This window comes from Bacillus thuringiensis (genome assembly GCF_001595725.1).
In the GTDB taxonomy this organism is placed as follows: domain Bacteria; phylum Bacillota; class Bacilli; order Bacillales; family Bacillaceae_G; genus Bacillus_A; species Bacillus_A thuringiensis_K.
On the sequence record NZ_CP014282.1, the window covers coordinates 3,162,745 to 3,189,493 of the forward strand.

A 26,749-nucleotide genomic window follows, 5' to 3' on the forward strand; every position below is an offset into this window, starting at 1 on the left:
TATACTATAATGTTTTCTTATTTGTTTCTTAGAAAACATAGCCCTATACAAAAATTAAAGAGGTCAGATTTCACTTTTTCTATAATAATAGAGCAAGTGTCTGTATTAAAGCTGTCGTTTGACCAGATAAAGATTTCGATATTTTTTCACGTTGTGAATCAGTCAATCCATCTAAAAGCGGCTTTAACTCTGTTAACTCTGCTTCTAATCGATGAATATGGTCTGTCACTTCATTCACTTGTTTCGAAACGTGTTCATTGATACCGAGCAGCTTCTTCTTCTCCTCGATTTTCTCTTTAATCTCACAAAGCGGCATATGCATTTCTTTGCACTTCTCAATAAATTGTAATGTCTCAAATGCTGTTTCGTCGTAATAGCGATAATTAGATTGAGATCGCTCCGCTTTTAAGATACCTAGATTCGTATAATAATCAATCGTTCGTTTCGACACGTGAGCCATGAGAGCCAACTGTCCGATTCGATACACCTTCCCAACGATCTTCCCCCCTTGTTTATATTACTTACATGATACAATACATAAACTGTACAGTCAAACGTGACGGTTTATTATTCACAATTTATACCAAATTCCAAGCTCCACCCTACTATTATCCAATACAAATCACTCATACAATAAAATTACTAAACTATTACCTAATCACTACATTGTCTGTACCTTTTAACCTTTCTTATTTAAAAGCATATTCTACTAATAATGATTGCTTGTATAGGAGGAAATTAACATGAAAAAGACAATCATTTCTCATTTTTATAATGAAGAATACCTACTCCCATGGTGGCTTATGCATCACACGAAAATATTCGATCACGGCATTTTAATTAATAGAGGGTCTACAGATCGTTCCGTAGAGATTTGTAAACTATTAGCACCCCACTGGGAAGTACGAAATTCCAGATTTCTTGAGTTTGATCCAACTAATACTGATATTGAAGTGATGGAAATTGAAAGAGAAGTTTCAGGTTGGAAAATCGTTTTAAATACTACTGAATTCTTTTGTTGTAATAATACTGAAGATTTTTTTTCATCTCTTCATACACTAGGCCAAAACATGTATGCGATTAGAATGATTTTAATGATAGATAATCACAATTATAATTATTCAAAGCCTAGATATTCTATCCCCTTAGTAGAACAGCGATACCACGGTGTCTTCCCTTACAACCCACAACTCGGATGTGCTTGGAGATTTATTCACAATCATCTAGATGGTGCATATTTACCTGGTAGACATCATTCGCGGCACGGATATATAATTTATGACTATCCTTCATTTATTTTAAAATTTTATTTTAGCCCTTGGAATGAACAGTCAAAGGCAAGAAAATTACAAATTACACCTACCCTTTCAAAAAGGGGTGTTCAAATGGGGCTTCAAACACATTACGGTCAATCTCCTGAAGTACTGGACATACGTTTTTTAGAGCTTAGTAACCTAACACAAGACCTCCGTCATAACCCTGAATACCAAGAATTATTCCCAAAATTCAAACCGTAATATTTTCTGCATCGTCATCGCCTCAAACATTTTCATTCGCTTAATCAAAAACAATCTCATTTGCATAAAACATGAATACTGTATAAATAATAAATTTTTATTTTAGGAGGAAAAAATGAAAGCTGTTATTCTTGCTGGTGGGTACGGTACAAGAATTGGGGAAGAAACACATTTAAAACCGAAACCTATGATTGAAATTGGAACAAAACCCATTCTATGGCACATTATGAGTTTGTATAGTCATTACGGGATTACTGAGTTTATTATTTGCTTAGGCTATAAAGGATATGCAATTAAAGAGTTCTTTCTAAATTACAACTTACACATGTCTGATTTCACAATACAGTTAAACGATAATACAATTACTAGCCATTCTCATCGTGTAGAACCGTGGAAAGTTACACTAATCGATACTGGTGTAAATACCGAAACGGGTGGCCGAGTGAAAAAGATTCAAAATTATGTCGGAGACGAACCTTTCTGCCTCACTTATGGTGATGGATTAAGTAATGTAAATATAAAAGAACTTATTACATTCCATAAAAAACATGGAAAAATGGCTACTGTTACTGCCGTACAACCTCCTGGTAGATTTGGTTCTCTCATATTAGATAAACAGTCTGTAACATCTTTTCAAGAAAAGCCATTAGGTGATGGCGGATGGGTTAACGGTGGATTTTTCGTTTTAAATCCTGAAGTTTTCAATTACATTAGTGGAGATAAGTCTGTTTTTGAAACAGACACTTTAGTTCAGTTAGTAAACAAAAACGAATTGGCCGCATATCAACATTCTGGTTTTTGGCATCCAATGGATACATTGCGGGATAAAAATAAATTAGTCGAGCTATGGGAAAGTAATAACGCTCCATGGAAGGTTTGGTAATATGGCTTCATCATCTTTTTGGAATAAGAAAAAAATATTTATTACGGGACATACTGGATTTAAAGGCTCCTGGCTCACCCTTTTCTTAAGTTCTTTAGGGGCAGAAATAGTGGGCTTTTCTTCTCATCCCCCATCCATTCCTAATCTTTTTGAACAAGGTAACGTAGCAAAAGAGTGTATGACAATTCATGGCGATATTACTGATTACGACTCTTTATTCCACGCCCTAAAACAACATAATCCCGACATAATATTTCATTTAGCAGCTCAGCCAATCGTCACCACTTCATACAAAAATCCTATCGATACATTCAAAACGAATGTTTTAGGTACTGTCCACGTGCTAGAAGCAGCAAAGTCCGTCGAAAGCGTACGTGCCATTATTAATGTGACAAGCGATAAATGTTATGAGAATGACGGTAGTGGCGACCGAGCGTTCGTGGAAAATGACCGACTAGGAGGTTTCGACCCTTATAGCGCTAGCAAAGCTTGCGCTGAAATAGTGGCAACATCCTATCAAAAATCATTCTTCCGCACTAATACCCAGAAACTCGCCTCAGTCAGAGCTGGTAACGTCATCGGCGGTGGTGATTGGGCAGAAGATCGATTATTCCCTGATATCATTCGGGCATATTTGCACAATCATACTTTGTGTATTCGAAACAAATATGCCGTCCGTCCGTGGCAACATGTTTTAGATCCTCTACATGGCTATATCCTTCTAGCTGAGAAACTTTGGAATGATGCTAAATATGCAGAAGCATGGAATTTCGGACCGATTAATGAACCTAGCAGAACCGTAAATGATGTCATTCAATCCGTAACGAAATTATGGAATAAACGACTCACCATCCATTCTCCCTCTACGAAAACTCCTTATGAATCACCAATTTTAACACTCAACAGTACAAAAGCAGTAAACAAACTCGGCTGGACCCCTAAGTTATCAACAGATGATTCTATTGCTTGGACTGTTGATTGGTACAAAAAATATGCATCCGGTGAAAATATAGAATCTTTCACGCGACAACAAATCGATGCATTCAAAAATTTATAAGGGGACTATAAAATGGAACAGAAAAAATGCCGTTTTTGCCACTCATTACTAACCAACACTTTTTTAGATTTGGGCGTTTCTCCTCTTGCTAATTCATTTGTAGCTCCTGAAAATTCATATAAAATGGAACCATTTTATCCGCTGCACACATTTGTTTGTCACTCTTGTTTACTCGTGCAGCTAGATGAATTTGAATCTCCGCACAATATTTTTCATGACTACTTATACTTCAGCTCTTACTCCTCAAGCTGGCTGCTACATGCTAAAAAATATGTAGAAATGGCGATTAAGCGTTTCAACTTAACAAAACATTCAAAAGTGATTGAAATTGCAAGTAACGATGGGTACTTATTACAATACTTTCAAAAAGAAAATATCGAGACATTGGGAATTGAACCCGCAAAAAACGTAGCAGAAATTGCTATCCAAAAAGGAATTCCTACTGAAGTAAATTTTTTCAGTAATGACTTAGCAAAAAAATTGCCACAAGCTGATTTAATCGTCGCAAATAACGTATTAGCACACGTTCCGAACTTGCATGATTTTGTCGCTGGTTTAAAAACACTATTAAAACGTGATGGCACGATAACAATTGAATTCCCACACTTATTAAACCTCATATCCTTTAAACAGTTCGATACTATCTACCATGAGCACTTTTCCTACTTCTCACTTATAAGCCTTCAAAAAGTTTTAAGTTATCATCATTTACAAATTGTTGATGTAGAAGAACTTTCAACGCATGGTGGTTCCTTACGGATTTTTGTAAACCATCTAAGTGCCCAATCAACTATCCATTCCAATGTTACAAAATTAATTCAAAAAGAAGTCGACCACGGGTTAGATACTTTAGATTGCTATCTCCTTTTTTCTAAACGCATCGAACAATTGAAAATAAATATTTTAAAGTTTTTTATTGAAGCGAAAGCTTTAAACAAACAAATTATCGGTTACGGTGCTCCAGCTAAAGGAAACACCCTTTTGAATTATTGCGGGATAGGTAAAGAATTTCTAGCTTATACAGTAGATAAAAATCCTCACAAACAAAATCTCCTTTTACCAGGAACTCGTATTCCAATAAAATCTCCAGCAGAAATTAAACGTACAAAACCAGATTACATTCTTATACTTCCTTGGAATTTGAAAGACGAAATTATGAAAGAATGCTCTTTCATTCGTGAATGGGGCGGTAAATTTTTAGTGACGGTTCCAGAAATTGAGGTGATCGAGCCATGAAGAAAGTTGTTGTAACAGGTGGTAGTGGCTGGATAGGTAAATATGTTGTACATTCACTTATACAAAAGGGATACGAAGTGCACGCCATGTATAATAAAAATAACCCCTCTCACCTCCCTTGCCATTGGCATAAAGTAAACTTGCTTCGCGATGACGAAGTAAAACAATTCATTTACGACGTTCAGCCTAGCCATCTCATTCACCTTGCTTGGGAAGCAGTGCCACCAGCATGCTATGTATCTATTAATAATTACTATTGGCTAAAGTCTAGTATTTCATTGATTCAACACTTTACAACATGCGGTGGAAAGCGTGTTGTCGTTGCAGGTACTGGCGCAGAGTACGAATGGTTTAACGGCGTATTATTTGAAGATTCACCGCTCCTTTCCTATAAAACCCCGTATTCTTTATGTAAAAATGCACTGCACTCCTGGCTAGAAACGTATGCACAACAAACAGGCCTCAGCATGTGTTGGGGCCGCATTTTTCATATGTATGGACCTCACGAACAAGGTAATCGGCTCGTTTCTAACATTATCACTTCCTTATTAAAAAACGAGGAAGCACTATGTACACATGGAAAACAATCGAGAGATTTCCTCCATGTGAGTGACGTCGCTGACGCTCTCGTAACAATATTAGAACACAGCGTTACAGGCACTATCAATATCGCTTCTGGTCAATCTGTACAAATTAAAGAGTTAGCTTCTATCATTGCTAAAAAGATAGGAAAAGAACATTTAATTAAACTAGGTGCAATCCCTTTCTCTAAAGATGAACCTTTATTTGTCGGGGTTAATGTAGAACGTTTAAAAACTGAAGTAAACTGGAAACCAACATACGATCTAAATACAGGAATTGAAGAAACAATTTTATGGTGGAAATCATTTATACAAAAACATAACGATATGCATCATTAAAACGTAAATCCTTCGTTCCTCTCGCTAATTCCTTATACCATCCTTCTAATCTTTCCGGCGTAACAATATGATGCGTCCCCATTCCCCCATGCTTACTAGCTTCAGAAAGAGTCGGACCAATTTGTAACTTTCTCTTTCTCATCGCATCGTTCCACGGACTAAACCCAAACCATAATATACAGGCAAGAGGTGGATAAATCATCGATTCATGCGCAGATAAATGTCTTCCAACCGTATAACTTCCATGCTCATGATTATGAATAAATCTACCTCTTCTCCATAACGGCCAATCTTCTGGTAAATAACCATGAAACCGCTGTTTCATTAAAGGTATTCCAAAGTTAAGGTCCGGATAGTTGTAGTTAGGATCATCAACCATAATAAGCCCGTCCAGCCAATACATCCTCCCCCCAATTCATTTAGCGATTTCCAAAACTGATTTTTATCTTGCACGCAAAGAAACTCAGTCGTATTTAAAATCATTTTCCATCCTTGTACTTCTTGTTCTATCCTCATCACTTCATGATCTGTCGCATATGCATCAAACTCTGGATTTACAGAATCTCGCACCTCCCAATGCGGTGCGAATTTTTTACAAATCTCAACCGAACGATCCTTAGAACCTTTATTAATTAAAATGCCATGATCAAACAGTTTCGTATGATGTATAAGCCACCACGGCAATAAATACTCTTCGTTATAAAAATGAGAAATAACAGTTGTAGTTATAACAATCTCCTCCTCTTTCTCTATTAATCTACTGTTTCATCCTACTCTTAATATACTTATCTGCTATGTCATTGGTTTCTCTTATTTTAAAAATATGTTTTTCTACCATATACTACACTTTCTTAGACAGCCACTATTTCCTAAAGAAACATCCCAATAAACTGAAAATTAAGTTATAATATCATTATAAAATATGAAGGAGGAATGCACCCATGTACTACAACACTTCATTCGAAAACGATCAACCTGTAGGCCGTCTATAAACTAAGGCGGGCTTGTAACACATACACTATGCCTCGTCTTAGGGAACTCATATTACCCTAAAAATAGACGGAGGTACTTCAAATGAAACAAACAATTTTAGGAGCTATATGCTTATCACTAGCAGCAAGTATATGGGGCGGTATGTATGTTGTTAGCAAATACGTACTCGATTTTATCCCACCACTAACACTCGTTTGGCTACGCTTTATTATCGCTTTTGTTGTTTTGTATGGCATTTTAAAACTAGCTGAGAAAAAGCAAAAGAAAAAAGTAACCATTCGCAAAAAAGATTGGCTCCTATTCGCTTGGATTGGATTTATCGGATATTTTATTTCAATCACATGTCAATTTATCGGAACAAAATTATCCGACGCTCATACAGGCTCATTAGTAACATCAGCTACACCTGCATTTATGGCTATATTTGCAGCGCTCATTTTGAAAGAAAAACTAACCGCTCATAGACTTTTATCTACTATCATAGCGACAATCGGTGTCATTATCGTAATCGGGTGGGATATTGAAATTGGCTCCTATTTTATCGGAACAATCATTTTAGTTGGAGCCGCTATTACGTGGGCTTTACTATCTATTTATGTAAAAATCGCTTCAATCCAATTTTCATCCTTAGTTATTACAACGTATGCCATATTCTTTTCACTCTTTTTTATTACACCTTTTATGATAGGGGAACTACAAACATCCTCTATCGGAACAGTAAATACGTACGTCATATTAGGCGTATTATACTTAGGAATCGTCTCAACAGCAGGTGCCTTTTTCCTTTGGAATAAAGGATTAGACTTAATGGATGCAAGCATCGGTTCCTTATTTTTCTTCTTCCAACCTATCGTTGGATCATTACTTGGTTGGCTCTTATTAAATGAGACATTAAATAGTAACTTTTTCATTGGTGGTATGCTCATTATATGTAGCGTTTTCATTACTACTTTTGAAAAGAAATAACAAAACAGGCAGAGATTCTTAGTCTCTGCCTGTTCGCATAATTGGATCTTGGTCGTGAAAACCAATACAAATCGGTATATTACTTTGCACTTCACTACGTACACTTATAAAACTACACAGCGTTTTAGCAATTAAATATAAAGTTATACTGATTGCTTTTTCACTTGTATCAAAGCCATTTTCATTATACATATCTGCTAATTCTACAGCCCCCGGCCCCTCAATATTATATGTCCATTCAGATGCCCAATCGTCATCCTCTTCTTCCATTGGAAAATACTCCTCACAAATATAAAACTGACTATCCCATTCGTTATCAAGGTCATACTCAAAATAAATCGCTTTTGCTTCTTCGTTAGTAGCCATTTCTACAGCTGCATCCAAACCTACTCGAATACTTTCCTTATATGACTCTAAATCAATTGCTTTAATTCGTTCTGCATATTCTGTAGATGCCAACATGCAACAAATATCATAATACTTCGCTTCTATTTGCTCTACTGCTAACGAAAAGACATCCTCTTGCATCTCTTCTAAATACTGAAATATATCCACACTAAACACTCCTCACTCTTTACGCACTCCAATGCGATGGACGGGACAACAATTTCGGCAATTTCGTATGCTTATCCCCTTTCGCCGCATTAATTTGAACTTGCGTAAGAAAAATACAATTTGTAAAGTCTGCTCCGCGAATATCTGCATCTCGTAAATCTGCTCCAATGAGATCTGCCCCTCGTAAGTCTGCTCCATTTAAGTTTGCCGCAATTAAGTAAGCTCCTCTTAAATTTGCACCTTGTAAATCTTTCTTTTTCAGATTCGCTCCCATAAGGTCTGCTCCGCGGTGAATGATTCGTTTCTTACGCGCAGTATTCATTTCCTTCCATACTAATTCGCTCGTTTCTAAAAGAAGAATGTTCACCTCTGCCCTATGCATTGGAACATTTATTTTCATTAACTCACCTGGATTTAAATTCGAAAGTCGCTCTGTCTCCTCAATTGCGGTCTCCAGCTCTTTATGAATTGGCTGTGTTGCCTTTAAAAGAATCGCTTCATTCAAATACCAAAGCATTTCATGAAGTTGATGCATAACCGGAAAAGCATCGTACATTTTTCTTGCATGCTTTGCATCTTTCCTCCAATCAATCCCTTTAAACGTACCCTGAGAAATCTTCTGCCCAGCACCGAAACACTCAAATACTGTACAACCTTTATAACCTTTTCCTCTAAGATTTTTATGTATACTACATTTAAAATCTGATTGTAAGTTGGAACATGGTTTACCACCATCTTTATTCACTGCAAAATCTACCGATGCTGCGAACGGTAATGCAACGCAACATAGACCGAAGCATTTTTCGCAGTTTGCTTTTAAATGATCATTATGATTAGTCAAAATCTATACCCCCTGTTGTCTTTTGACTATTTCATAATATTCCAACTGTAATAAATAATCAATTTTAAAATAAACCGGCATCTTTCGTTTCAATTCATAACTTTATCATTCGATTTCCTTTCAATTGAAAAGGACTATTTCTATTCAATGAATTATAATTAAATTATAAATTTTCTAACTAAAAGGAGACTTATTATGCTAGAAATGAAAACAAACTGTCAAATTTGTGATCAATCGCTCGAACAAGATTCTGAAGCATACATTTGTGTATATGAATGTACATTTTGCGCACCATGTACAGAAGAAAGACAAAACGTTTGTCCAAACTGCGGCGGCGAATTAGTACGTAGGCCGAAAAAGAAACAATAAAAAGCAAAGCGATATCGCTTTGCTTTTTATTGTTTTCTGAGTATATGAAATTATATCGAACACAACTTAAACATTTAAAAACTTCACACAAACAGGCTCTGGCACAGCAACATCAGATTGTAAAAGTGTTAACTTTCCTGTAGATTCATCTCTTGAAAATAGCACAAGATTATGTGACTTTTCATTTGTAGCAACAAGGAACTTTTCAGTAGGATCTAATACAAAGTCTCTTGGCCAATTTCCTTCTGTAGATGTGTGTTCAACAAATGTAAGCTGACCTGAATTTTGATCTACGCTATAAACAGCGATACTATTATGACCACGATTACCTGCATATACAAAACGGCCGTCAGAAGAAATATGAATCGCACTTCCTTGACTATTTTCATCAAATTGTTCTGGAAGAGTAGAAATATACTGTAATTCTGTAAAGGAGCCTTCTTCCGAGTTATATGTTAGCGCAATAACCTCTGAACTAAGCTCCGTCATTACATAAGCGTATTTTCCATTTGGATGAAAAGCAATGTGTCTTGGTCCACTTCCCGGATTCACAGACAGGCTATTCACTTCTATTAATGTACTATCTTTTATTTCATACGTAATTAATTTATCTATCCCTAAATCAACACCTATCACATATTTTTCATCAGGAGTGTACCCCGCGTAATGTGCATGTGGTTTTTCTTGTCTTTCTTTATTCGGACCTGAACCTTCATGTGCCATAATAGATGCAGCAGGATTTACAGTTCCATTTTCTTCATTTACTTCAAAAGACTCAATCGTTCCTTTATGGTAATTTGCTGTAACTACTGTATGATTTCCACTATCAACACTAATATGACAAGGAGAAGCCCCTTCTACTACTTGTCTATTTTTCGCTTTTAGTTCTCCAGTATGACTATCAATGGAATAAGCAGCTACACCGCCAGATTCGCCTTGCTTAACAACGGAATAGAGATATTCATTATTTCGGTTAATCGTTACATATGTAGGGTTATCCAACTTAGCGGCAAGTGTTACATTACCAATTTTTTTTGCTTCCGTGTCTAAAATAAACTTATATATTCCTTCACTATTTTCTTTCGTGTATGTTCCAACATATCCGATAAACTCTTTGTTATCCTTCATTTTCATAACCCTCTCTCCCTATATTTTTCATTCATCATACTTCTTAAAATATTTTATGTTGAAAGAGTATCCTAAAAAATCGGAGTACCTCTTTATACGTTACCATATTTTCTTGGTAAATAGCTTTTAAACCCACTTTTTTTGATACGCTGCTATACTTTCATATTCTTCTTCCAATTGACGGGACAAACGGATATAGATTGGCGTTAAATCTTTATATTTTTCCACACTTTCCATGTTTGGCTCATGATGAAAATCTGCACCTACCATTTCAGAAACTACATGTAACGTATCTACTTCACCTAAACTATATAAACCGAGGATGGCAGCTCCTAAGCAAGAGCTTTCGAAACTTTCAGGAACATATACGTCTTGATGGAAAATATCCGCCATCATCTGTCTCCAAAGTTCCGACCTTGCAAAACCGCCTGTCGCTTGAATTTTTTTCGGTTCGCCAATTAGTTCTTTTAAAGCGAGAAGAACTGTATATAAGTTATAAATTACTCCTTCTAAAACAGCACGTATCAGATGTTCTTTCTTATGATGCAATCCGAGTCCAAAGAAAGATCCTCGCGCATTTGCATTCCATAAAGGAGCTCTTTCCCCCGCTAAATACGGGTGAAATAATAAACCGTCAGATCCCGGATTCACTTTTGCTGCTATTGCAGTAAGCACCTCATATGGATCTTTTCCTAAGCGCTTTGCAAGTTCAATCTCTGAAGTGCCCAATTGGTCACGAGCCCACCTGAAAATCATACCGCCGTTATTAACTGGTCCACCGATTACCCAATGGTCTTCAGTTAACGCATAACAAAAAATTCTACCTTTTGGATCTGTTACAGGACGATTTGTTACAGCACGTATCGCACCGCTTGTACCAATTGTAACAGCCACAACGCCAGGATCTATTGCATTTACACCTAAATTAGATAGTACTCCATCACTCGCTCCTACTACAAAAGGCGTAGAAACAAGTACATTCATCTCTTTGGCAAACTCTTCATCTAATCCTGTTAAACTGTGCGTTGTTGGAACAAGCTTTGAAAGCTTTTCATCTGTAATTCCTGCTACATGTAAAGCCTCTTCATCCCACTTTAAAGATTTTAAATTGAACATTCCTGTCGCTGATGCTATAGAATAATCAATTACATATTCTTTATATAACTTGTAAAAAACATATTCTTTAATAGAAATGAATTTATAACTTTTTGCGAATAACTCTGCTTGCTCATTCTGTAGCCAAACTAATTTCGACAGTGGTGACATCGGATGAATTGGTGTCCCAGTACGAAGGTAAATTTCATGACCATTCATATCATTCTTTATTTTCTCCGCCCAGCTTGCACTTCTATTATCTGCCCAAGTGATACATCTCGTTAACGGCTTTCCCTTTTCATCTACAGCAATGATACTATGCATTGCCGAACTAAAAGAGACACAAAGAATATCATTCGGCTGTACACTACTTATTCGTACAGTTTCTTTAATCGTATTTATTACTGCACGAAAAATTTCTTCTGGGTCTTGTTCTGCTGTTTCAGGTGTAGGAGAATATAAAGGATATTCAATTCCATGACTAGCAATAACAGATCCATCAGTAGAAAATAGAACTGATTTTGTACTAGTTGTCCCAATGTCTACACCAATCATATATTTTGAGCTCACCATTTCTTCCTCCTAACAAAAAATTGCTACAGTATCCCACCATAAAAATACATTCCTTTTATCTATTAATAACGTTGTATGCCACAATTATCTAAATAGAAACATCTTTATCTTAAACAAACATATCGAGTAGTAAAACGCCTCCAAAAGCGATAAATGAAAGTAACGTTTCTAATACTGTCCATGTTTTAAATGTTTCTTTCACTGTTAAACCTAGGTATTCTTTTACCATCCAAAAACCAGCATCGTTTACGTGTGAAAACATTAATGCTCCTGCACCTGTTGCAATAACGAGTAACTCTAAGTTCACACCTGTCGTATTTTCAACGATTGGCGAAACGATACCCGCCGCTGTTGTTAAAGCGACTGTCGCTGAACCTGTCGCAATTCGAATTAACCCAGCTACTATAAATGCTAATACAATTGGAGATAGAGCTAAATGCTCAGACATTTGAGCAATAGCATTCCCTACCCCACTATCGATGAGAATTTGCTTAAATCCCCCGCCGGCACCAATAATCGCAACAATTGAACCGATTGGTAATAAGCTATCTTCTGTTATCTTCTTAATAGCTTTTTTATCGATACCTTGACGAAATCCAAGAAAATAGAACGCCGCAAAACATGCAATCAATAGTGCAATTATAGGACTACCGATTAATGTGACAATCTTCATCAAAGTATTAGAAAGAGGCACATAAGGAGCTGCTGCAGCTAAAACCATTAACATAACAGGTAACAATATAACTAAAAATGAAACTCCTATTCCTGGTAATTTCGTTGATTTTGTATTTACACGAATCAATTCTGGCTCATTTTCAGGAATTACACGTTTGTGAATCCACTTAGCGAATATAGGACCTGCAATAATCGCTGCAAAAAATGTAATAATGAGTGAATACATTAGTACCTTTCCAAGATTCGCTTTATAAATACCAATTGCAACTATGGCCCCTGGATGCGGAGGAACAAGACCGTGTACGACAGATAGCCCAGCAATTGCTGGTAATGCTATCAATAAAATATTTTGTTTCGTTGTTTTATGAATTGAAATTACTAACGGCAGTAATATTAAAATGCCTACTTCAAAAAACACCGGGATTCCAATAATAAAACCTGCAATTAACATAGCCCATGGTAAGTTTTTTATCCCAAAGGATTTAATAAAGAACTCTGCCACTTGCATTCCAGCACCTGACTCTGCCATCATTTTCCCTAAAATTGTACCCAATACTAAAATACCTACTAAATGCCCGAGAACACTTCCGACTCCCATTTCATAAGCACTCACTATTTTATCCATTGGCATTCCAGACATAATTGCTAAAAACAAACTTGCAATCGTTAAACTAATAAACGCATGCCATCTCCACCACGATACCCCTAAAATAACAATTACAATTGATAATAATGTAATAATTAAAAGGTACATATTCATACGCAATTTCACCCCTTTATGTAAACCCTTTCAAAATTACTATACAATTAAGAGCACCTATATAGTTCTTTCATGAGTAAGAATTTATATATCGATATACAAATCATCTTCACAAAATAATAATTTATACAAAAAGAATCTCCCTTATCAGAGATACATGTTAACTACTCTCTCTGATAAGGGGATTTCTCTTTCATAATTATAATGTTATTTTATACATGCTTCATACGAGCATATTTTCCTTCTTCAAAAGTGAATGACACTTTCTTCTCTTGCTGTTTTCACGTAGTAAGACTACAAACTCAGGATCCAGTTTAAACGATGAAGTTACTTAAGATTTGTCCTCTCATGAAAAACAATTTTCGGAAAGCACCTTCGCTTTCATACATTATAATTTAGGCGCTTTCGCCCAATCAGCAGCAAATTTCTCAATACCTTGGTCTGTTAATGGGTGCATAGCAAGTTGTTCAATTACTTTATAAGGAATTGTTGCAATGTGAGCACCTGCCATCGCTACACGAGTTACATGATCTGGATGTCTAACAGAAGCCGCAATAATTTGTGTATCTAGTTGATGAACATCGAATAATTCAGCAATTTTAGCAACTAATAATACGCCATCTTCAGAAATATCATCTAAGCGTCCTAAAAATGGAGAAACGTACGTTGCACCTGCTCGAGCAGCTAAAAGTGCTTGGTTCACCGTGAAAATAAGTGTAACATTCGTTTTCACACCTTTTTCAGTAAGGTAGCGACAAGCTTCTAATCCAGCTAACGTCATCGGAAGTTTAACTGTAACTTTTTCATCGCCACCGTTAATTTTAATCAGTTCTTCTGCTTGGGCGATCATCTCTTCAGCTGTAACAGCATCTGGCGTTACTTCTGCCGAAACAGATTCAACTTTAGGAACTGCCTGACAAATTTCTGCAATACGGTCTTCAAATTTAATGCCCTCTTTTGCTACTAAAGAAGGATTCGTTGTAACACCAGCTAAAACTCCAAGTTTATATGCTTTTTTTATATCCTCAAGATTTGCAGTATCAATAAAAAATTTCATGATTAATTCCCTCCAGTTTTTAAACGTTGATGAGTTACATGTTTAATATGCTTATCCCGTAAAAACCCGATTGGTGTGGAATGAAGCCCCTACTTATTACAGTTTCACTTTATTTCTTTTCTACTGCATGTCCACCAAATTCATTGCGCAGAGCTGCTACAACTTTTCCTGTAAATGTATCATTGTCTAATGAGCGGTAGCGCATTAATAGAGACATTGCGATAACAGGGGTTGCTGTTTGAAGGTCTAATGCTGTTTCTACTGTCCATTTTCCTTCACCAGAAGAATGCATAACACCCTTAATCTCATCCAGTTTTGCATCTTTAGAAAATGCATTTTCTGTTAATTCCATTAACCAAGAACGAATGACTGAACCGTTGTTCCATACTCTTGATACTTTTTCATAATCGTAGTCAAATTCACTTTTCTCTAGAATCTCAAATCCTTCACCAATAGCAGCCATCATACCGTATTCAATTCCGTTATGAACCATTTTTAAGAAGTGACCACTACCAGCTTTTCCAGCATATAAGAATCCATTTTCTACAGCAGTATCGCGGAAGATAGGTTCAACGATGTCCCAAGCTTCTTGATCTCCTCCGATCATGTAACAAGCACCATTACGAGCTCCTTCCATTCCACCAGAAGTTCCTGCATCCATAAAGTGAATGCCATCTTTCTTTAATTGCTCATATCGGCGGATAGACTCTTTATAATGTGAATTACCAGCTTCAATTAAAATATCTCCTTTTGATAAAAGTGGTGTAACCTCATCAATAACAGAATCAACAACAGCGTGTGGTACCATTACCCAAAGAATTCTTGGTGATTGTAATGACTGAACAAGTTCACTTAAACTAGATGTACCTGTTGCCCCGTACTCTTTCATTTCTTCTACTGCGCTCGTATTTAAATCAAATGCTACTACTTCATGTTTATGATCCATTAAATTTTTCCCTAAATTTAATCCCATTTTACCTAACCCAATTAATCCTACTTGCATAATATAATTCCTCCTCAAATCATCTTTTATTAAAAATCCATATCACTACAATCTGGAATACCTTTCAGCACTGAAATGTTAATATGTACAGAAAGGTATTCACAGTCATAGCTTAAGAATTCAACACATTTTTTGTAATTTGAACAACATTTTCTGTCGTAAATTCAAATAGATTCATGACTTCAGCTCCAGTACCTGAAGCTCCAAATATTTCAATTGATAGTACTTTTCCTTCTTGTCCTACATAACGTTCCCAACCGAGAGATACACCCATTTCAAGAGATACTCGTTTCGTTATAGAAGACGGAAGAACGGATTCTTTATATGCGTTCGATTGGTAATCGAATAGCTCCCAGCTCGGCATTGCAACGATGCGAACAGAAACTTGATCTTCTTCTAATTTTGCTTTCGCACTAGCAGCTAAGGGTACTTCAGAACCTGTCGCAATTAAAATTACATCCGGATTTTCATTCGTTTGTGTTAATACGTAAGCTCCTTTAGAGAGATTCTCTATGTTCGCTTTCGTTTCATTAAACACCGGTAAATTTTGACGGCTCAGTACTAAAACGACCGGACCATCCGTTTGCTGTAAAGCATACGCCCAAGCACTTGCTGTTTCATTTGCATCTGACGGACGGATAACTGTTAGACCAGGAATTGCTCGAAGAGCTGCCAATTGTTCAATTGGTTCATGCGTTGGACCATCTTCTCCTACAGCAATCGAATCATGTGTAAATACGTAAGTAACAGGTAACTTTTGCAGTGCAGCCAGTCGAATGGACGGACGAAGATAATCATTAAATACAAAGAATGTACTTACGAAAGGTTTTACTCCTCCATGAAGCGCCAATCCATTCGCTGCAGCGCCCATTGCATGTTCACGTACACCGAAGTATATATTTCGTCCAGCATACGATTCTACTGCATATACTGCTTCACCTTTTATATCTGTCATCGTAGAATGAGAAAGATCCGCACTTCCACCGAAAATAGAAGGAATCGATTTCACATAATGATTAATAGCTTCCCCACTTGCAACACGAGTAGAAATTGTTTTTTCAGTATCAAAGGATAGAATGTCTTTCGCTTCAATTAAAACCTCACCTGTAATCGCTTTTTCTAATTCATCTGCCAGTGTAGGATTCGCTTCTCTGTATAAGTTGAACTGCTCATTCCAGTCATTGTCTTTTTCAATACCTTTTTGTTTTAGTTCATTAAAATGAGTTTTTACTTCTTCAGGTACAAAGAAATCTTCCTTATAACCCCAACCATACACTTGTTTTGTCGCTGTTGCCTCTTCTACTCCAAGCGGATTACCATGTGCTTTGTTCGTTCCAGCAACTTTTGGACTTCCATAACCTATAATGGTTCTAATTTCTATAAGAGTAGGTTGATCCTTATTTTCTTTCGCTAATGTAATAGCTTTTGTAATAGCATCGACATCGTTTCCATCTTCAACTCTTACATATTGCCAATGTACAGATTCTACCCTTTTCTGAATATCTTCAGAGAAAGCAATGCCTAATTCACCATCAAGTGAAATTTCATTTGAATCATACAGTACAATTAACTTGCCAAGTTTCATATGTCCTGCCATTGACATCGCTTCATAAGCGACACCCTCCATTAAGTCACCATCTCCGACTAAAGCATACGTATTGTGATCTATAATAGAGTGACCACCCTTATTAAACTTTGCTGCTAAATGAGCTTCTGCCATTGCCATTCCGACAGCATTAGCAATCCCTTGTCCTAACGGGCCTGTAGTCGCTTCAACTCCAGGAGTATGACCAAACTCAGGATGTCCTGGTGTTTTACTATTTAACTTTCTGAAGTTTTTCAAGTCATCAATTGAAACATCATATCCAGCTAAATGAAGTAGACTATATAACAGACTAGATCCATGTCCCGCCGATAAAACGAAACGATCACGGTTAAACCATTCTGGGTGATTAGGATTGTAATTTAAATGATTCGCCCATAATGCATAAGCCATTGGTGCTGCTCCCATCGGAAGACCTGGATGACCTGAGTTTGCCGCATTAATAGCATCAATCGATAACGTACGAAGTGTATTCACTGCTAATTGATTTATGTTTTGTGTCATAGTAATCGTCCCCCTAAATGCTTTCATTAAAGAAAGTACTTATTTTTCCGTCTCTTGATCTAACCACCATTTAAATCCACTTTCTTGCAACAGTTCATTAGACGCTTCTGGACCATATGAACCAGACTCATATTCATAAAGCGGTAATAAGTTTTCCTCGAACGCTTCAAGAATTGGTTGTACCCATTCCCATGACAATTCAACTTCTCTCCAATGTGCAAAGAATGTAGCGTCTCCACTCACAGCATCATGAATGAGTCTTTCATACGCTTCAGGTACTCCCACATCCGCTTGCTCACAAGTAAAGTTAATACGCATCGGTTCAATTTCTCCATTTTTCAATGGATTTTTACTGTTTAACTGTAATGAAACGTTCTCACCTGGACTAATTTCAATTATTAACAAGTTAGGTGCTGCATTTGGATTACTATCTTGATATTGCTGTTTTAACGTATTTTTAAATTCAATTACAATACGAGTAGACTTTTCTTTCATTCGTTTGCCTGTTCGTATATAGAAGGGAACGCCAGTCCAAAATGGATTATCGATCCACAGGCGAGCAGCAACAAATGTGTCTATGTTAGAAGAAGGATTTACTCCTGGCTCCTCTTTGTATGCTACAACTTGCCCGCCTTTTATCTCACCTACAGCGTATTGTCCGCGAATGATATGGCTTTGAACGTCTTCTTTTTTCACTTTACGAAGCGTTTCCATTACCTTTCGCTTTTCCTCTCGAATTTCACATGCATTAACCTTTTCCGGCAGATTCATAGCAGTCATCATTAATATTTGTAACATATGATTTTGAACCATATCTCGAATGGCCCCTGCCTGGTCATAATATCCTGCCCTTTCTTCAACCCCAACTGTTTCACTCGCTGTGATTTGTACATTCGCTATATGTTCTTTATTCCAAATTGATTGGAGAACAGGATTTGCAAATTCTAATGCTTCAAGATTTTGAATCATCGGTTTACCTAAATAATGATCGATACGGTATATCTCGTCTTCTTCAAACGTGCGACTAAGCTTATCGTTAAGCTCACGAGCAGATGTAAGGTCGTGCCCGAATGGTTTCTCAATCATCAGACGTTTCCATCCATCCGTTTTATCAAGTCCGCTTTCCTTAATATTTAAAGCAATGGTCTCGAAAAATTCAGGAGCAACGGAAAGATAAAACATTCTATTTCCTTTTATATGTAATTCTTCTTCCCTTTCACGAACGACTTGTAATAACCTCTCATAGTCTTCCGGCTTACTCACATCTAATGGACAATAGCGAAAATTATCTAAAAAACCTTCCAGTTCTGGAGTACCTTCTTCTCTATGACGGGAAAACGTCTCTATTGATTCTTTTATTCTTCCTTGAAAATCTACATGAGATACTTGACGTCTCCCAAGCCCGATAACGGATATTTGCTTTGGAAGTTTTTGATCTCTATATAAGTTATATAGTGCGGGGTAAATTTTGCGTTTCGCTAAGTCCCCTGTCGCTCCAAATAAAACAAAGGTCATTGATTCCAATTTTAGTCCCCCTCTTGTTGTATAATCCTTGTCAATATTTTAAAAATGAATTGTACAGAAGCTCATGTTTTATAAAAACAAAGAGTTATCAAATTCCAATTCTTTTTATGCCTTTCGCTTTTTAATTGTCCCCAATATTAATAGTGGCAATTCAAAGCATTTCTACCACAACTTACTTATTTATAGAATTTAACGGAATATTTTATATCTAATTACTTTTAGTAATTAGATAATCTTATGTCTAATATATTAACCACATAAATTATTATCGTCAATAAAAATGTCTTGAATTACATACGATTTATTTCGTAATACTTTTCTAAGTGTATTCCTAGTTACCATTCATTTTCAAAGATAATGATCGATACGATAAATATCAGTTTAATCAAAACATTCAATTAATTTTTTGTTAAACTCACGAGCAGACGTTACATTATAATCAAAAGGCTTCTCTATAATAAGACGATTTAATCCTTTTGTAGCCCACAATCCACTTTCCTTAATATTTAAAGCAATGACATCAAATACTTCTGGTATAACAGATAGGTAAAACATACGGTTTTCAGGAATATTTAATTCTGTTTCACGCCTCTTTACAAGACTCAACAAATCTTGATAGTCCTCTACATTCGCTGTATTTAATTGACAATAACGAAATGTGCTAATAAATCCTTCTACTCCTGATTCGTCATCAGTAGATCTTCTAGAAAATGTAGCAATGGATTGTTCTACCTTTGTTTGAAATTCCACATCTGACATTCCCCCTCTACCAATACCGATAATTGAAATAGATTGCGGTATATGTTGATTACTAATTAGTTTGTATAAAGCATGGTAAATTTTGCGTTTCGCTAAATCCTCTGTCGCTCCGAATAAAGTGAAACTTTAATTAGCCCTTACCAATCTGGCTTTTACAAGCAGCCCAACTCCCACCTAACTTCTTTGCTTTCGCTGAATTTTGAGGCGGGGGTCTTACTGCCCGGCAAATAGCGGCATAACATTCAAAAAAACCTTGCAGAAAAATTCTACAAGGTTTTTGTCTATACATACAAATTAATCACTATATTAAAATAAAAGAGTTTATAATTCATCACAATACTATTAAATATAAGCTGCTTTAAAGGCTTGTTGGACAGCTTGTACTTCTAATGAATCTTTACCATATAAGTTCGTTGCTACACGAATACAAGCTTCTTTTAATTCTTTAAAGTCAGAAGTCATATTTAATTCATCCGTATTTGCATAATAGAAAATATCAAACATTTTATCTTCTCCAATGCCATGTACGTTTACTCCATTATGGTTTCCACCACTAGCAATCAAGTAAGCTACTTTATTAATAATGCTAGAGTTCGTGTGTACACCACCATGATCGTGGTCAGCATCAATAGGTAAGTTATTATAATGTCTATAGTCCTCCGGATATCTAGAAGAGATAGATGATGGGTTTTTCATATCTCTAAAAATACGACCTGATTGTTCTCCCATTGTCCAATTGAACTTTCCGTTATTGGCATACTTTTCAACTGCTACTCCTAAAATATCAGATAGAGCCTCATTAATTGCACCAGCTTCTCCTGCGTACTCAAGTCCAGACTCATTTCTTGTAACCGCGTGTGTAAATTCATGTCCTGCCACATCAAATGCTCTAACAATTGGATCTCCGTATACTAGCATAGCTCCATTACTAAATGCATTAAACCACTGCTTAGGATTTCCTTTATTCGTACCATTTGTATTCCAGCCATGAACGACAGAAATTACTTTTTGTCCGTTATTATCAAAGCTGTTACGCCCATATTTTTCTTGATAAAAATCATATACTTTCGTTGCTAAATAATGGGCACTAACTGCTTTAGGATCAGTAAAATTTGTAGAATTACTTGTTACTAAATCATCGAGATAACCCCATACATTTCTTCTATAATTATTATAATCTTTATAATTAGCAGTGTATGTTTCAATTCCCTTACCACGAGAATAATCTGCAAGCATGTACGTTCCATCACTTCGCTGCGTAATTCCAAACGTACGATTAATACCTAAGTCATCTTTTCCTGTACCTGTTAATTTTGAAGGATCTTGTGATTTATTTGCTGTCGCAGATTGGACAATACTACTATCTACTTGTATACCCAATTTTTGAACGAGTTCTTTTAATAGATTACCACCAAAAGCATCAATTAATACTGTACCCGATACATATTCAGGTGTAGATGCACTAAAAGTAATTTGATATGCGTTTGTAGCTTTACTTGTATTTTCATCTACATATACTACTTGTTTAATTTCTGGTTCTTCAACAAATGTGAGATTATTCCCATAAATGTTAAAGAGCTGTTTCTTTGCATCTTCTTCTGATAGAGTAATAGGTTGTTTCAAATCTTCCTGTTGTTGTAGATCTTGGGCGCTATCCCCCGAAACACTCGTAAGTACACCATCATCATTAATATGTGCTGTTAATTGATATCCGTATACATCACGTCCTTCATATGTTTGTTGAAGACGTACCAATGTAGTACCATCATAAGATTTACGACTTTGCGTAACATTATAATTAACTTTGGATTCAGTATTAACTTGCTTTGATGATAATGCTTGTTCTGTTTTTCCTTTTAGCGCATCCTTTGCTACATTTTCTGCCGAATTTTGAGAAGGTGCTGTTAAATTACCTGTTCGGAACGTATCTTCCTTTGTTTCCACTTTTAAATCTTCTGTTTCCGCATGTACTCCTCCATAAGGCATAATCGCCGATAACACCACTCCTGTAGTTAAACCTACCTTTACGAAATTATTCATATTTTTACTCCTTTATAATCGTATTATCAAATTTAAAAAATGTATTTTAGAATTTTAAGCATAGATAAAAAATTTTAACTATAGCCAATCGTTTTTACATACCTCTACATATATAGGTTAATAGATTGGTTTGCTACTTTTTTAGATTCAATTCATTTCTCAAAAATTACTCATTATATAAGCTATCTTTATATTTATTCATATACGTTATTTTTTGTGGTTCTGATAACATATTTATTGCCATCCACACATTCTTTTTCATTTCTAATTTTTGCATTGGTATCTCTTTTAAAAACTGATTACCTATAATCGCTTCCATTTCTTCATCAATTCTTTGTATAAGATTTTCTTCTGGATTATTTTGCAAAGAAGTATTTTTCAATCCCCATTTTGTTATTATAAATTCATTCGTTTTATTCATAGGATTAATAATAGTAGCTTTACTAGTTAATCGTTTTTTTATTTCATCATGATAGATTTTAATTCTATATCCCTCTTTTAGTGGAATGATATCTTTTACAATTATTACATTTGTTCCTTCCATTTCCTTCGTATAAATTTTTTCACCTTTTTCATTAAAGACCTCTATCGATGCATATTTTTCACCTGCATAATAGCTATGAGGCGTTTTAGTAGTAACCGTAAAAACAGCTCGCTTTTGCTCTAAATCCGTATTTAATTCAGCAAATTGGTCATCTCCTAACCCTAGGAATTGGATCGTTTGATTTACCAACTTGCCCACTTTCATTTCGTTAACATCAATAGTTAGACTATTATCTTTTTCTTTTACATAGGCATAATACGAACTGAAATGATACATAACATCTGTTTTTCCACCTGAAATCTCAACTGTATAAACCCCATTTGGTACATCTTGTAAATTGATATCTGTTGTTTCGATTGTTTTCTCTTGAATAACTATATTCCCTTCTTTTAATTTAATTTTTCCTCCTTTCAATGTATCTATTTCATTTGTATTTAAATGGATATGCAAATTCCCTTTTAGCCCAAGTGAAGCAATTTGCTGATTTGTAACTATTTCAAAGTTAGAGTTTATAAGAATCTCAGAATCAACTAGTGCTCTTGCTTTAGCTAATTGTGATTCAGGCACTATATAAGCTAAAGAAGTAACAGCCGGAAAACCTTTCGCCCTATTCATCTCTATTTGTTTATGATTAAGCTTAAAGCCCCATCTTTCAAATACAGGTGTAAAATCAACTCCTCCATTCTCACTATAATACTCATTCATCAAATCTGGTAAAGAATGGTCATCTTTTTTGAAAGCAGCATTGCTAGCTAGTTTTCGATAACCTTGATACATTTTTGCAAAAGCTTCATCGCCAGCTTTTTGTTTCGCCATCGTTAAAAGAATAAGTTTTTGTCGTAAATCTAAATCATCATAATTTTTATTTTCTTTCATTAAAGCATTATATAAATTCCGTTCTACCTGTTCCTTTTTCCCGAAATTAAACAACCAACCAACTTGATCTGCTTTTTTGCCGTATTTACTATATTGATATTGAACACCAAATAGATTATTAGAAACTTCTCCTGTAAATATTCCTTGATTATCAAAACCAGCTTGGTATCCATGAGCGATTTCATGTAAAGTTCCCCAACTCAGTTTATCTAACCACATTTTTGTACTATCTGAACTATTCGCTGTCCAATTTGTGCCATAATAAGCACCGCCAGCACCAGATATATCTGCTTTTAAAAAATAACGATTTTGACTTTTTTTATTTTCAAACGCTGAACCATCTAAACCAATAATTGAATCATACATCGCAAAAATATCTTCATAATACGCAATTAACTCATCCAACGATTGAAAATCTTTTAAAGATCTTACTAACTCTTTATCTTTTTTAGGTACAAATAATTGAAAACTCTCCCCTTGAATTAACGCATACTCTCCATCAAATTGATCCCATGTACTAAAAAATTGAGATACACTTTCTTGTTGTTTATAAATGGGAAGAGGCTTAGTAGCACTTTCATTCCCTACTTGGTACTCAAGTACAGCATGCTCTTCACCATACGGAGTATCTATGAAAGGAACTAAAGGCGTATCACCTTGAATGGTAACCCATTCATTTCCTACCTGTATGGATTTTTCATTTTTTGAGTCATTAGACAATAAACGTAATGTTAATTTGTCTTTAAAATTAGGATTCGTTTGTCTTACCTTTAGTGGTGTATTTCTCTGCAAAATAAGCCCTAAATCTTGTCGATCGTGATATTTCCCCTTACTTATGCCCGCCTGAAATATCCAAGTAGGCTCTTCTAAACTAGTAATTTCTTTTACATTTGTCCGTTCATCAGCATGTAAGTGTATATTTCCTATGAGGAAAAACATTGTATACATTATGCCTATAACAAGTAACCTTTTCATTTACATATCTCCTTCTCTATTTTTTATATACAAAATACAATAAAACCCTCCTTCTTCACTTATAACTGTCGTCAATAAGTTACTTATCAGTGTAATTATTATAGTTACATTAACTCGTGATTATCAATCATTAAACGTATGTAATTTTGCATATATGAATATTTTGTGATAAGTTCCAAAATATCGTATAATTATCAATATTTTTTCAGACATTATTCAATAAAAAAACACGAAGACTCTTAAGTCTTCATGTTTTTTATACATGTTATTACACTTGTAATTGAATTAATTACTAAAATCTTTTTAATCGTAAAAAATCAATTATTTTTAGGCTAATAGCCATACGTAAACTTTTATGATTTACTCATCCTTTTTGTTCTGTAATATTAAATTTTGAAACCAATTCCGTTAATTCTTCCACCTTTTCTTTCATTTTGTTGGATTGGATTGATATTTGTTCAATTGATACGGCCTGTGATTGAATTGAATTTACTGTTTGAAGAGTCTCCTTTTTCACATCCGTAGCAGTTTCAGAAACTAGCGAAAGAGAAGCATTTACTTCTTCTGTACCAGCAGACATCTCTTCTGTCGCTGCGGATACTTCTTGAATTTGACCTGTAATCTTAAGCAGCTTCTTTTCCTTCTACTGCCTTTTGTTGTCCTTTTTGCATGACATTAACTGTATCTTGGGTATCTTTTTGAATCGATTTTATTAAATGATTAACTTCTTTTGCAGATTCTTTAGATTGCTCAGCCAAGTCTCGAACTTCTGCGGCAACCACTGCAAATCCTTTCCCATTCTCTCCAGCACGTGCCACTTCAATAGCGGCATTTAAGGCAAGAAGGTTCGTTTGTTCGGCAATATTAGTAATTGCAGCGAGAGCTGTATCAATCTGTTGTGTACGTGTAACAAGTTTATTTATTACTTTTGATGTTTCCTCGACAACATCATGCACACTATTCATTTGAAGAATAGAGTGATTTATCACTTCACTACCGATATTTATTCGTTCTGTAGTCGTTACTGCTACCTCAGCGACTACTGCTGAAGATTCAGCTACAGTTTGCACCCCGGTTGTAATTTCTTCCATTGAGGATGGGCTCTCCTGAATACTAGTTACCTGTCCTTCTATTTTTGTTTTTACTTCTAGAACAGTCTGTACAACCTCATTTGAAATACTAGACGCTCGATTTGTATCTTGTACTACGCCCTCCGTAGGAAAAATAACCTCTTGTGTTGTCATCTTAACATTCTCAATTAATTGTTGAAGGTTATCTAACATACTATTAAAAGACTGAACAATATGCCCTAATTCATTATTTGCTTTATAAGGAGTACGTGTTGTTAAATCTCCAGCTGCTACTTTCTCCATATCATTTTGTAGTAATGCAAGTGGTTTTCGGATAGTTAATTTAATAATATATCCAATTAATATAATTATTAAAATTGCTAAAATCGAAATACTAACAAACATTATCATTGTATTTTGAGCACTATTATTACTTTCCTTCTGTAAAAGCTCTGCATTATTACTATTATATAAAATCAATTCACAAATTGATTTTATTGATTTTTGCATATTAGGTTCAATCTCTTTTAGGTAATATGCATATACTTCTTCATTATTAGATTTTCCTAATTCTTGTGCTTTCTTCATTTGAGTCCTTAATTCATTAAATGTTTCATGAAACGTGTTATATAATTCTTTTTCTTTAGTAGAAATAAGTTTAGCCTCAAACTGCTTTAAAAGATGATCATTTTCTTTACGAATTCCATCCATTTCTCTTATTAATTCGTTCATTCTTTTTTCATCTTTTGATAACATTATTTCCATAAAGTTCATATTAACGTGATAAAAATTAGATTCTACAATCCCAATCCACTCAATTGGTAGTAAATTATCCTCATACATATTAGAGGAAGTACTTTTCCCTCTTTCTAATCCCCAAAACCCTATTAGGGATAATACTATACATGCAATACTTGATATCGTTATTAATATGTTTAGTTTTGTACCAACCTTACTGTTTCTTAATAATTCCAATTTCATATTTTTTTCATTCTAATATATAGTTTAAATAATGTATTTTATAATAAGAATCCAAAAATTCATGATTATGAGCACACCCCATTAAATCTTGAACTTCTCATCCAAAATATCCACAAATATTGTGGCACCAGGGGAACCTATCATTGATATATAAATTATACTTCCATACAAGACTAGCTTAAAAATATTTTTCTTATTGCTCATTTTTCTATTTCCTCTCTATTAGAAGTACTTCTAGCACATCA

19 protein-coding genes and 3 pseudogenes are annotated in these 26,749 nt (G+C 35.2%); 7 read left to right on the forward strand and 15 right to left on the reverse strand.

Features of this window, described 5'->3' with window-relative positions:
- Positions 1–79: 79 nt before the first annotated feature.
- A complete protein-coding gene (locus tag AXW78_RS15890) occupies positions 80–487 on the reverse strand; it encodes a MerR family transcriptional regulator (RefSeq protein ID WP_000285637.1) in 408 nt (135 codons plus the stop codon).
- Positions 488–743: 256 nt separating this feature from the next.
- On the opposite strand from AXW78_RS15890, the gene AXW78_RS15895 reads away from it, so the two are divergent.
- The 5 genes from AXW78_RS15895 (at position 744) to AXW78_RS15915 (ending at position 5,613) form a co-directional block, all read left to right on the forward strand.
- Positions 744–1,517, forward strand: coding sequence for a glycosyltransferase family 2 protein (locus tag AXW78_RS15895; RefSeq protein WP_000750968.1), 774 nt, complete (start codon positions 744–746; stop codon positions 1,515–1,517).
- 115 nt (positions 1,518–1,632) lie between these two features.
- Positions 1,633–2,400 (forward strand): glucose-1-phosphate cytidylyltransferase, encoded by a 768-nt coding sequence (gene rfbF, locus AXW78_RS15900; RefSeq protein ID WP_000648807.1) that lies wholly within the window; start codon positions 1,633–1,635, stop codon positions 2,398–2,400.
- Between the two features lies 1 nt (position 2,401).
- Entirely contained in the window at positions 2,402–3,457 is a 1,056-nt protein-coding gene (gene rfbG, locus AXW78_RS15905; protein ID WP_061884421.1) for a CDP-glucose 4,6-dehydratase, read from the forward strand.
- A 12-nt stretch (positions 3,458–3,469) separates the two neighbouring features.
- On the forward strand, positions 3,470–4,693 hold the full coding sequence (locus AXW78_RS15910; RefSeq protein WP_046945751.1) for a class I SAM-dependent methyltransferase: 1,224 nt from the start codon (positions 3,470–3,472) through the stop codon (positions 4,691–4,693).
- Positions 4,690–5,613 (forward strand): NAD-dependent epimerase/dehydratase family protein, encoded by a 924-nt coding sequence (locus tag AXW78_RS15915; protein WP_000758366.1) that lies wholly within the window; start codon positions 4,690–4,692, stop codon positions 5,611–5,613. Before AXW78_RS15910 ends, AXW78_RS15915 begins: the two co-directional genes overlap by 4 nt.
- Here AXW78_RS15915 and AXW78_RS15920 read toward each other — a convergent pair.
- Positions 5,582–6,327: pseudogene (locus AXW78_RS15920) on the reverse strand (glycosyltransferase family 2 protein). The gene AXW78_RS15915 and the pseudogene AXW78_RS15920 sit on opposite strands and share 32 nt — an antisense overlap.
- A 360-nt stretch (positions 6,328–6,687) precedes the next feature.
- Between AXW78_RS15920 and AXW78_RS15925 the strand changes: the two are divergent.
- Entirely contained in the window at positions 6,688–7,572 is an 885-nt protein-coding gene (locus tag AXW78_RS15925; RefSeq protein WP_061884422.1) for a DMT family transporter, read from the forward strand.
- An 18-nt stretch (positions 7,573–7,590) separates the two neighbouring features.
- Here the strand turns inward: AXW78_RS15925 and AXW78_RS15930 are convergent, their stop codons facing one another.
- Positions 7,591–8,127, reverse strand: coding sequence for a hypothetical protein (locus tag AXW78_RS15930; protein ID WP_000350937.1), 537 nt, complete (start codon positions 8,125–8,127; stop codon positions 7,591–7,593).
- Positions 8,128–8,146: 19 nt separating this feature from the next.
- Entirely contained in the window at positions 8,147–8,968 is an 822-nt protein-coding gene (locus AXW78_RS15935; protein WP_000181433.1) for a pentapeptide repeat-containing protein, read from the reverse strand.
- Positions 8,969–9,160: 192 nt separating this feature from the next.
- Between AXW78_RS15935 and AXW78_RS15940 the strand changes: the two genes are divergently transcribed.
- Positions 9,161–9,337, forward strand: a complete 177-nt coding sequence (locus AXW78_RS15940; protein ID WP_061884423.1) for a DUF1272 domain-containing protein — start codon at positions 9,161–9,163, stop codon at positions 9,335–9,337.
- Between the two features lie 66 nt (positions 9,338–9,403).
- Here AXW78_RS15940 and AXW78_RS15945 read toward each other — a convergent pair whose 3' ends face one another.
- From AXW78_RS15945 to AXW78_RS16000, 11 genes and pseudogenes are all read right to left on the reverse strand, one after another.
- Positions 9,404–10,471, reverse strand: a complete 1,068-nt coding sequence (locus AXW78_RS15945; protein WP_081113981.1) for a lactonase family protein — start codon at positions 10,469–10,471, stop codon at positions 9,404–9,406.
- Positions 10,472–10,591: 120 nt separating this feature from the next.
- On the reverse strand, positions 10,592–12,133 hold the full coding sequence (gntK, locus tag AXW78_RS15950; RefSeq protein ID WP_061884424.1) for a gluconokinase: 1,542 nt from the start codon (positions 12,131–12,133) through the stop codon (positions 10,592–10,594).
- Between the two features lie 109 nt (positions 12,134–12,242).
- Positions 12,243–13,568, reverse strand: coding sequence for a gluconate permease GntP (gntP, locus tag AXW78_RS15955; protein WP_001057596.1), 1,326 nt, complete (start codon positions 13,566–13,568; stop codon positions 12,243–12,245).
- 388 nt (positions 13,569–13,956) lie between these two features.
- Positions 13,957–14,625 carry a fructose-6-phosphate aldolase gene (gene fsa, locus AXW78_RS15960; protein ID WP_000667679.1) on the reverse strand — a complete coding sequence of 223 codons (669 nt, stop codon included), beginning with the start codon at positions 14,623–14,625 and terminating at the stop codon, positions 13,957–13,959.
- A gap of 109 nt (positions 14,626–14,734) precedes the next feature.
- Positions 14,735–15,628 (reverse strand): phosphogluconate dehydrogenase (NAD(+)-dependent, decarboxylating), encoded by an 894-nt coding sequence (gene gnd / locus AXW78_RS15965; RefSeq protein ID WP_001195925.1) that lies wholly within the window; start codon positions 15,626–15,628, stop codon positions 14,735–14,737.
- A 112-nt stretch (positions 15,629–15,740) separates the two neighbouring features.
- A complete protein-coding gene (tkt, locus tag AXW78_RS15970; RefSeq protein ID WP_061884425.1) occupies positions 15,741–17,735 on the reverse strand; it encodes a transketolase in 1,995 nt (664 codons plus the stop codon).
- 39 nt (positions 17,736–17,774) lie between these two features.
- On the reverse strand, positions 17,775–19,259 hold the full coding sequence (gene zwf, locus AXW78_RS15975) for a glucose-6-phosphate dehydrogenase (RefSeq protein ID WP_000445369.1): 1,485 nt from the start codon (positions 19,257–19,259) through the stop codon (positions 17,775–17,777).
- Between the two features lie 381 nt (positions 19,260–19,640).
- Positions 19,641–20,123 (reverse strand): annotated as a pseudogene (locus AXW78_RS15980) (glucose-6-phosphate dehydrogenase); the annotation flags it as partial.
- Positions 20,124–20,360: 237 nt separating this feature from the next.
- Positions 20,361–22,058 carry a M4 family metallopeptidase gene (locus AXW78_RS15985; protein WP_001058950.1) on the reverse strand — a complete coding sequence of 566 codons (1,698 nt, stop codon included), beginning with the start codon at positions 22,056–22,058 and terminating at the stop codon, positions 20,361–20,363.
- A gap of 166 nt (positions 22,059–22,224) precedes the next feature.
- Complete coding sequence (locus tag AXW78_RS15990) at positions 22,225–24,453, reverse strand: putative mucin/carbohydrate-binding domain-containing protein (RefSeq protein ID WP_000826240.1); 2,229 nt, start codon at positions 24,451–24,453, stop codon at positions 22,225–22,227.
- 364 nt (positions 24,454–24,817) lie between these two features.
- Positions 24,818–26,498, reverse strand: a pseudogene (locus tag AXW78_RS16000) (methyl-accepting chemotaxis protein).
- Positions 26,499–26,749: the final 251 nt, after the last annotated feature.

Bases quoted from the DNA above. Each gene is read 5' to 3' on its own strand.
- AXW78_RS15895 (WP_000750968.1), top strand. From the start codon at position 744: ATGAAAAAGACAATCATTTCTCATTTTTATAATGAAGAATACCTACTC.
- rfbF (WP_000648807.1), top strand. From the start codon at position 1,633: ATGAAAGCTGTTATTCTTGCTGGTGGGTACGGTACAAGAATTGGGGAA.
- rfbG (WP_061884421.1), top strand. From the start codon at position 2,402: ATGGCTTCATCATCTTTTTGGAATAAGAAAAAAATATTTATTACGGGA.
- AXW78_RS15910 (WP_046945751.1), top strand. From the start codon at position 3,470: ATGGAACAGAAAAAATGCCGTTTTTGCCACTCATTACTAACCAACACT.
- AXW78_RS15915 (WP_000758366.1), top strand. From the start codon at position 4,690: ATGAAGAAAGTTGTTGTAACAGGTGGTAGTGGCTGGATAGGTAAATAT.
- AXW78_RS15925 (WP_061884422.1), top strand. From the start codon at position 6,688: ATGAAACAAACAATTTTAGGAGCTATATGCTTATCACTAGCAGCAAGT.
- AXW78_RS15945 (WP_081113981.1), bottom strand. From the start codon at position 10,471: ATGAAAATGAAGGATAACAAAGAGTTTATCGGATATGTTGGAACATAC.
- gntK (WP_061884424.1), bottom strand. From the start codon at position 12,133: ATGGTGAGCTCAAAATATATGATTGGTGTAGACATTGGGACAACTAGT.
- gntP (WP_001057596.1), bottom strand. From the start codon at position 13,568: ATGAATATGTACCTTTTAATTATTACATTATTATCAATTGTAATTGTT.
- fsa (WP_000667679.1), bottom strand. From the start codon at position 14,625: ATGAAATTTTTTATTGATACTGCAAATCTTGAGGATATAAAAAAAGCA.
- gnd (WP_001195925.1), bottom strand. From the start codon at position 15,628: ATGCAAGTAGGATTAATTGGGTTAGGTAAAATGGGATTAAATTTAGGG.
- tkt (WP_061884425.1), bottom strand. From the start codon at position 17,735: ATGACACAAAACATAAATCAATTAGCAGTGAATACACTTCGTACGTTA.
- AXW78_RS15985 (WP_001058950.1), bottom strand. From the start codon at position 22,058: ATGAATAATTTCGTAAAGGTAGGTTTAACTACAGGAGTGGTGTTATCG.
- AXW78_RS15990 (WP_000826240.1), bottom strand. From the start codon at position 24,453: ATGAAAAGGTTACTTGTTATAGGCATAATGTATACAATGTTTTTCCTC.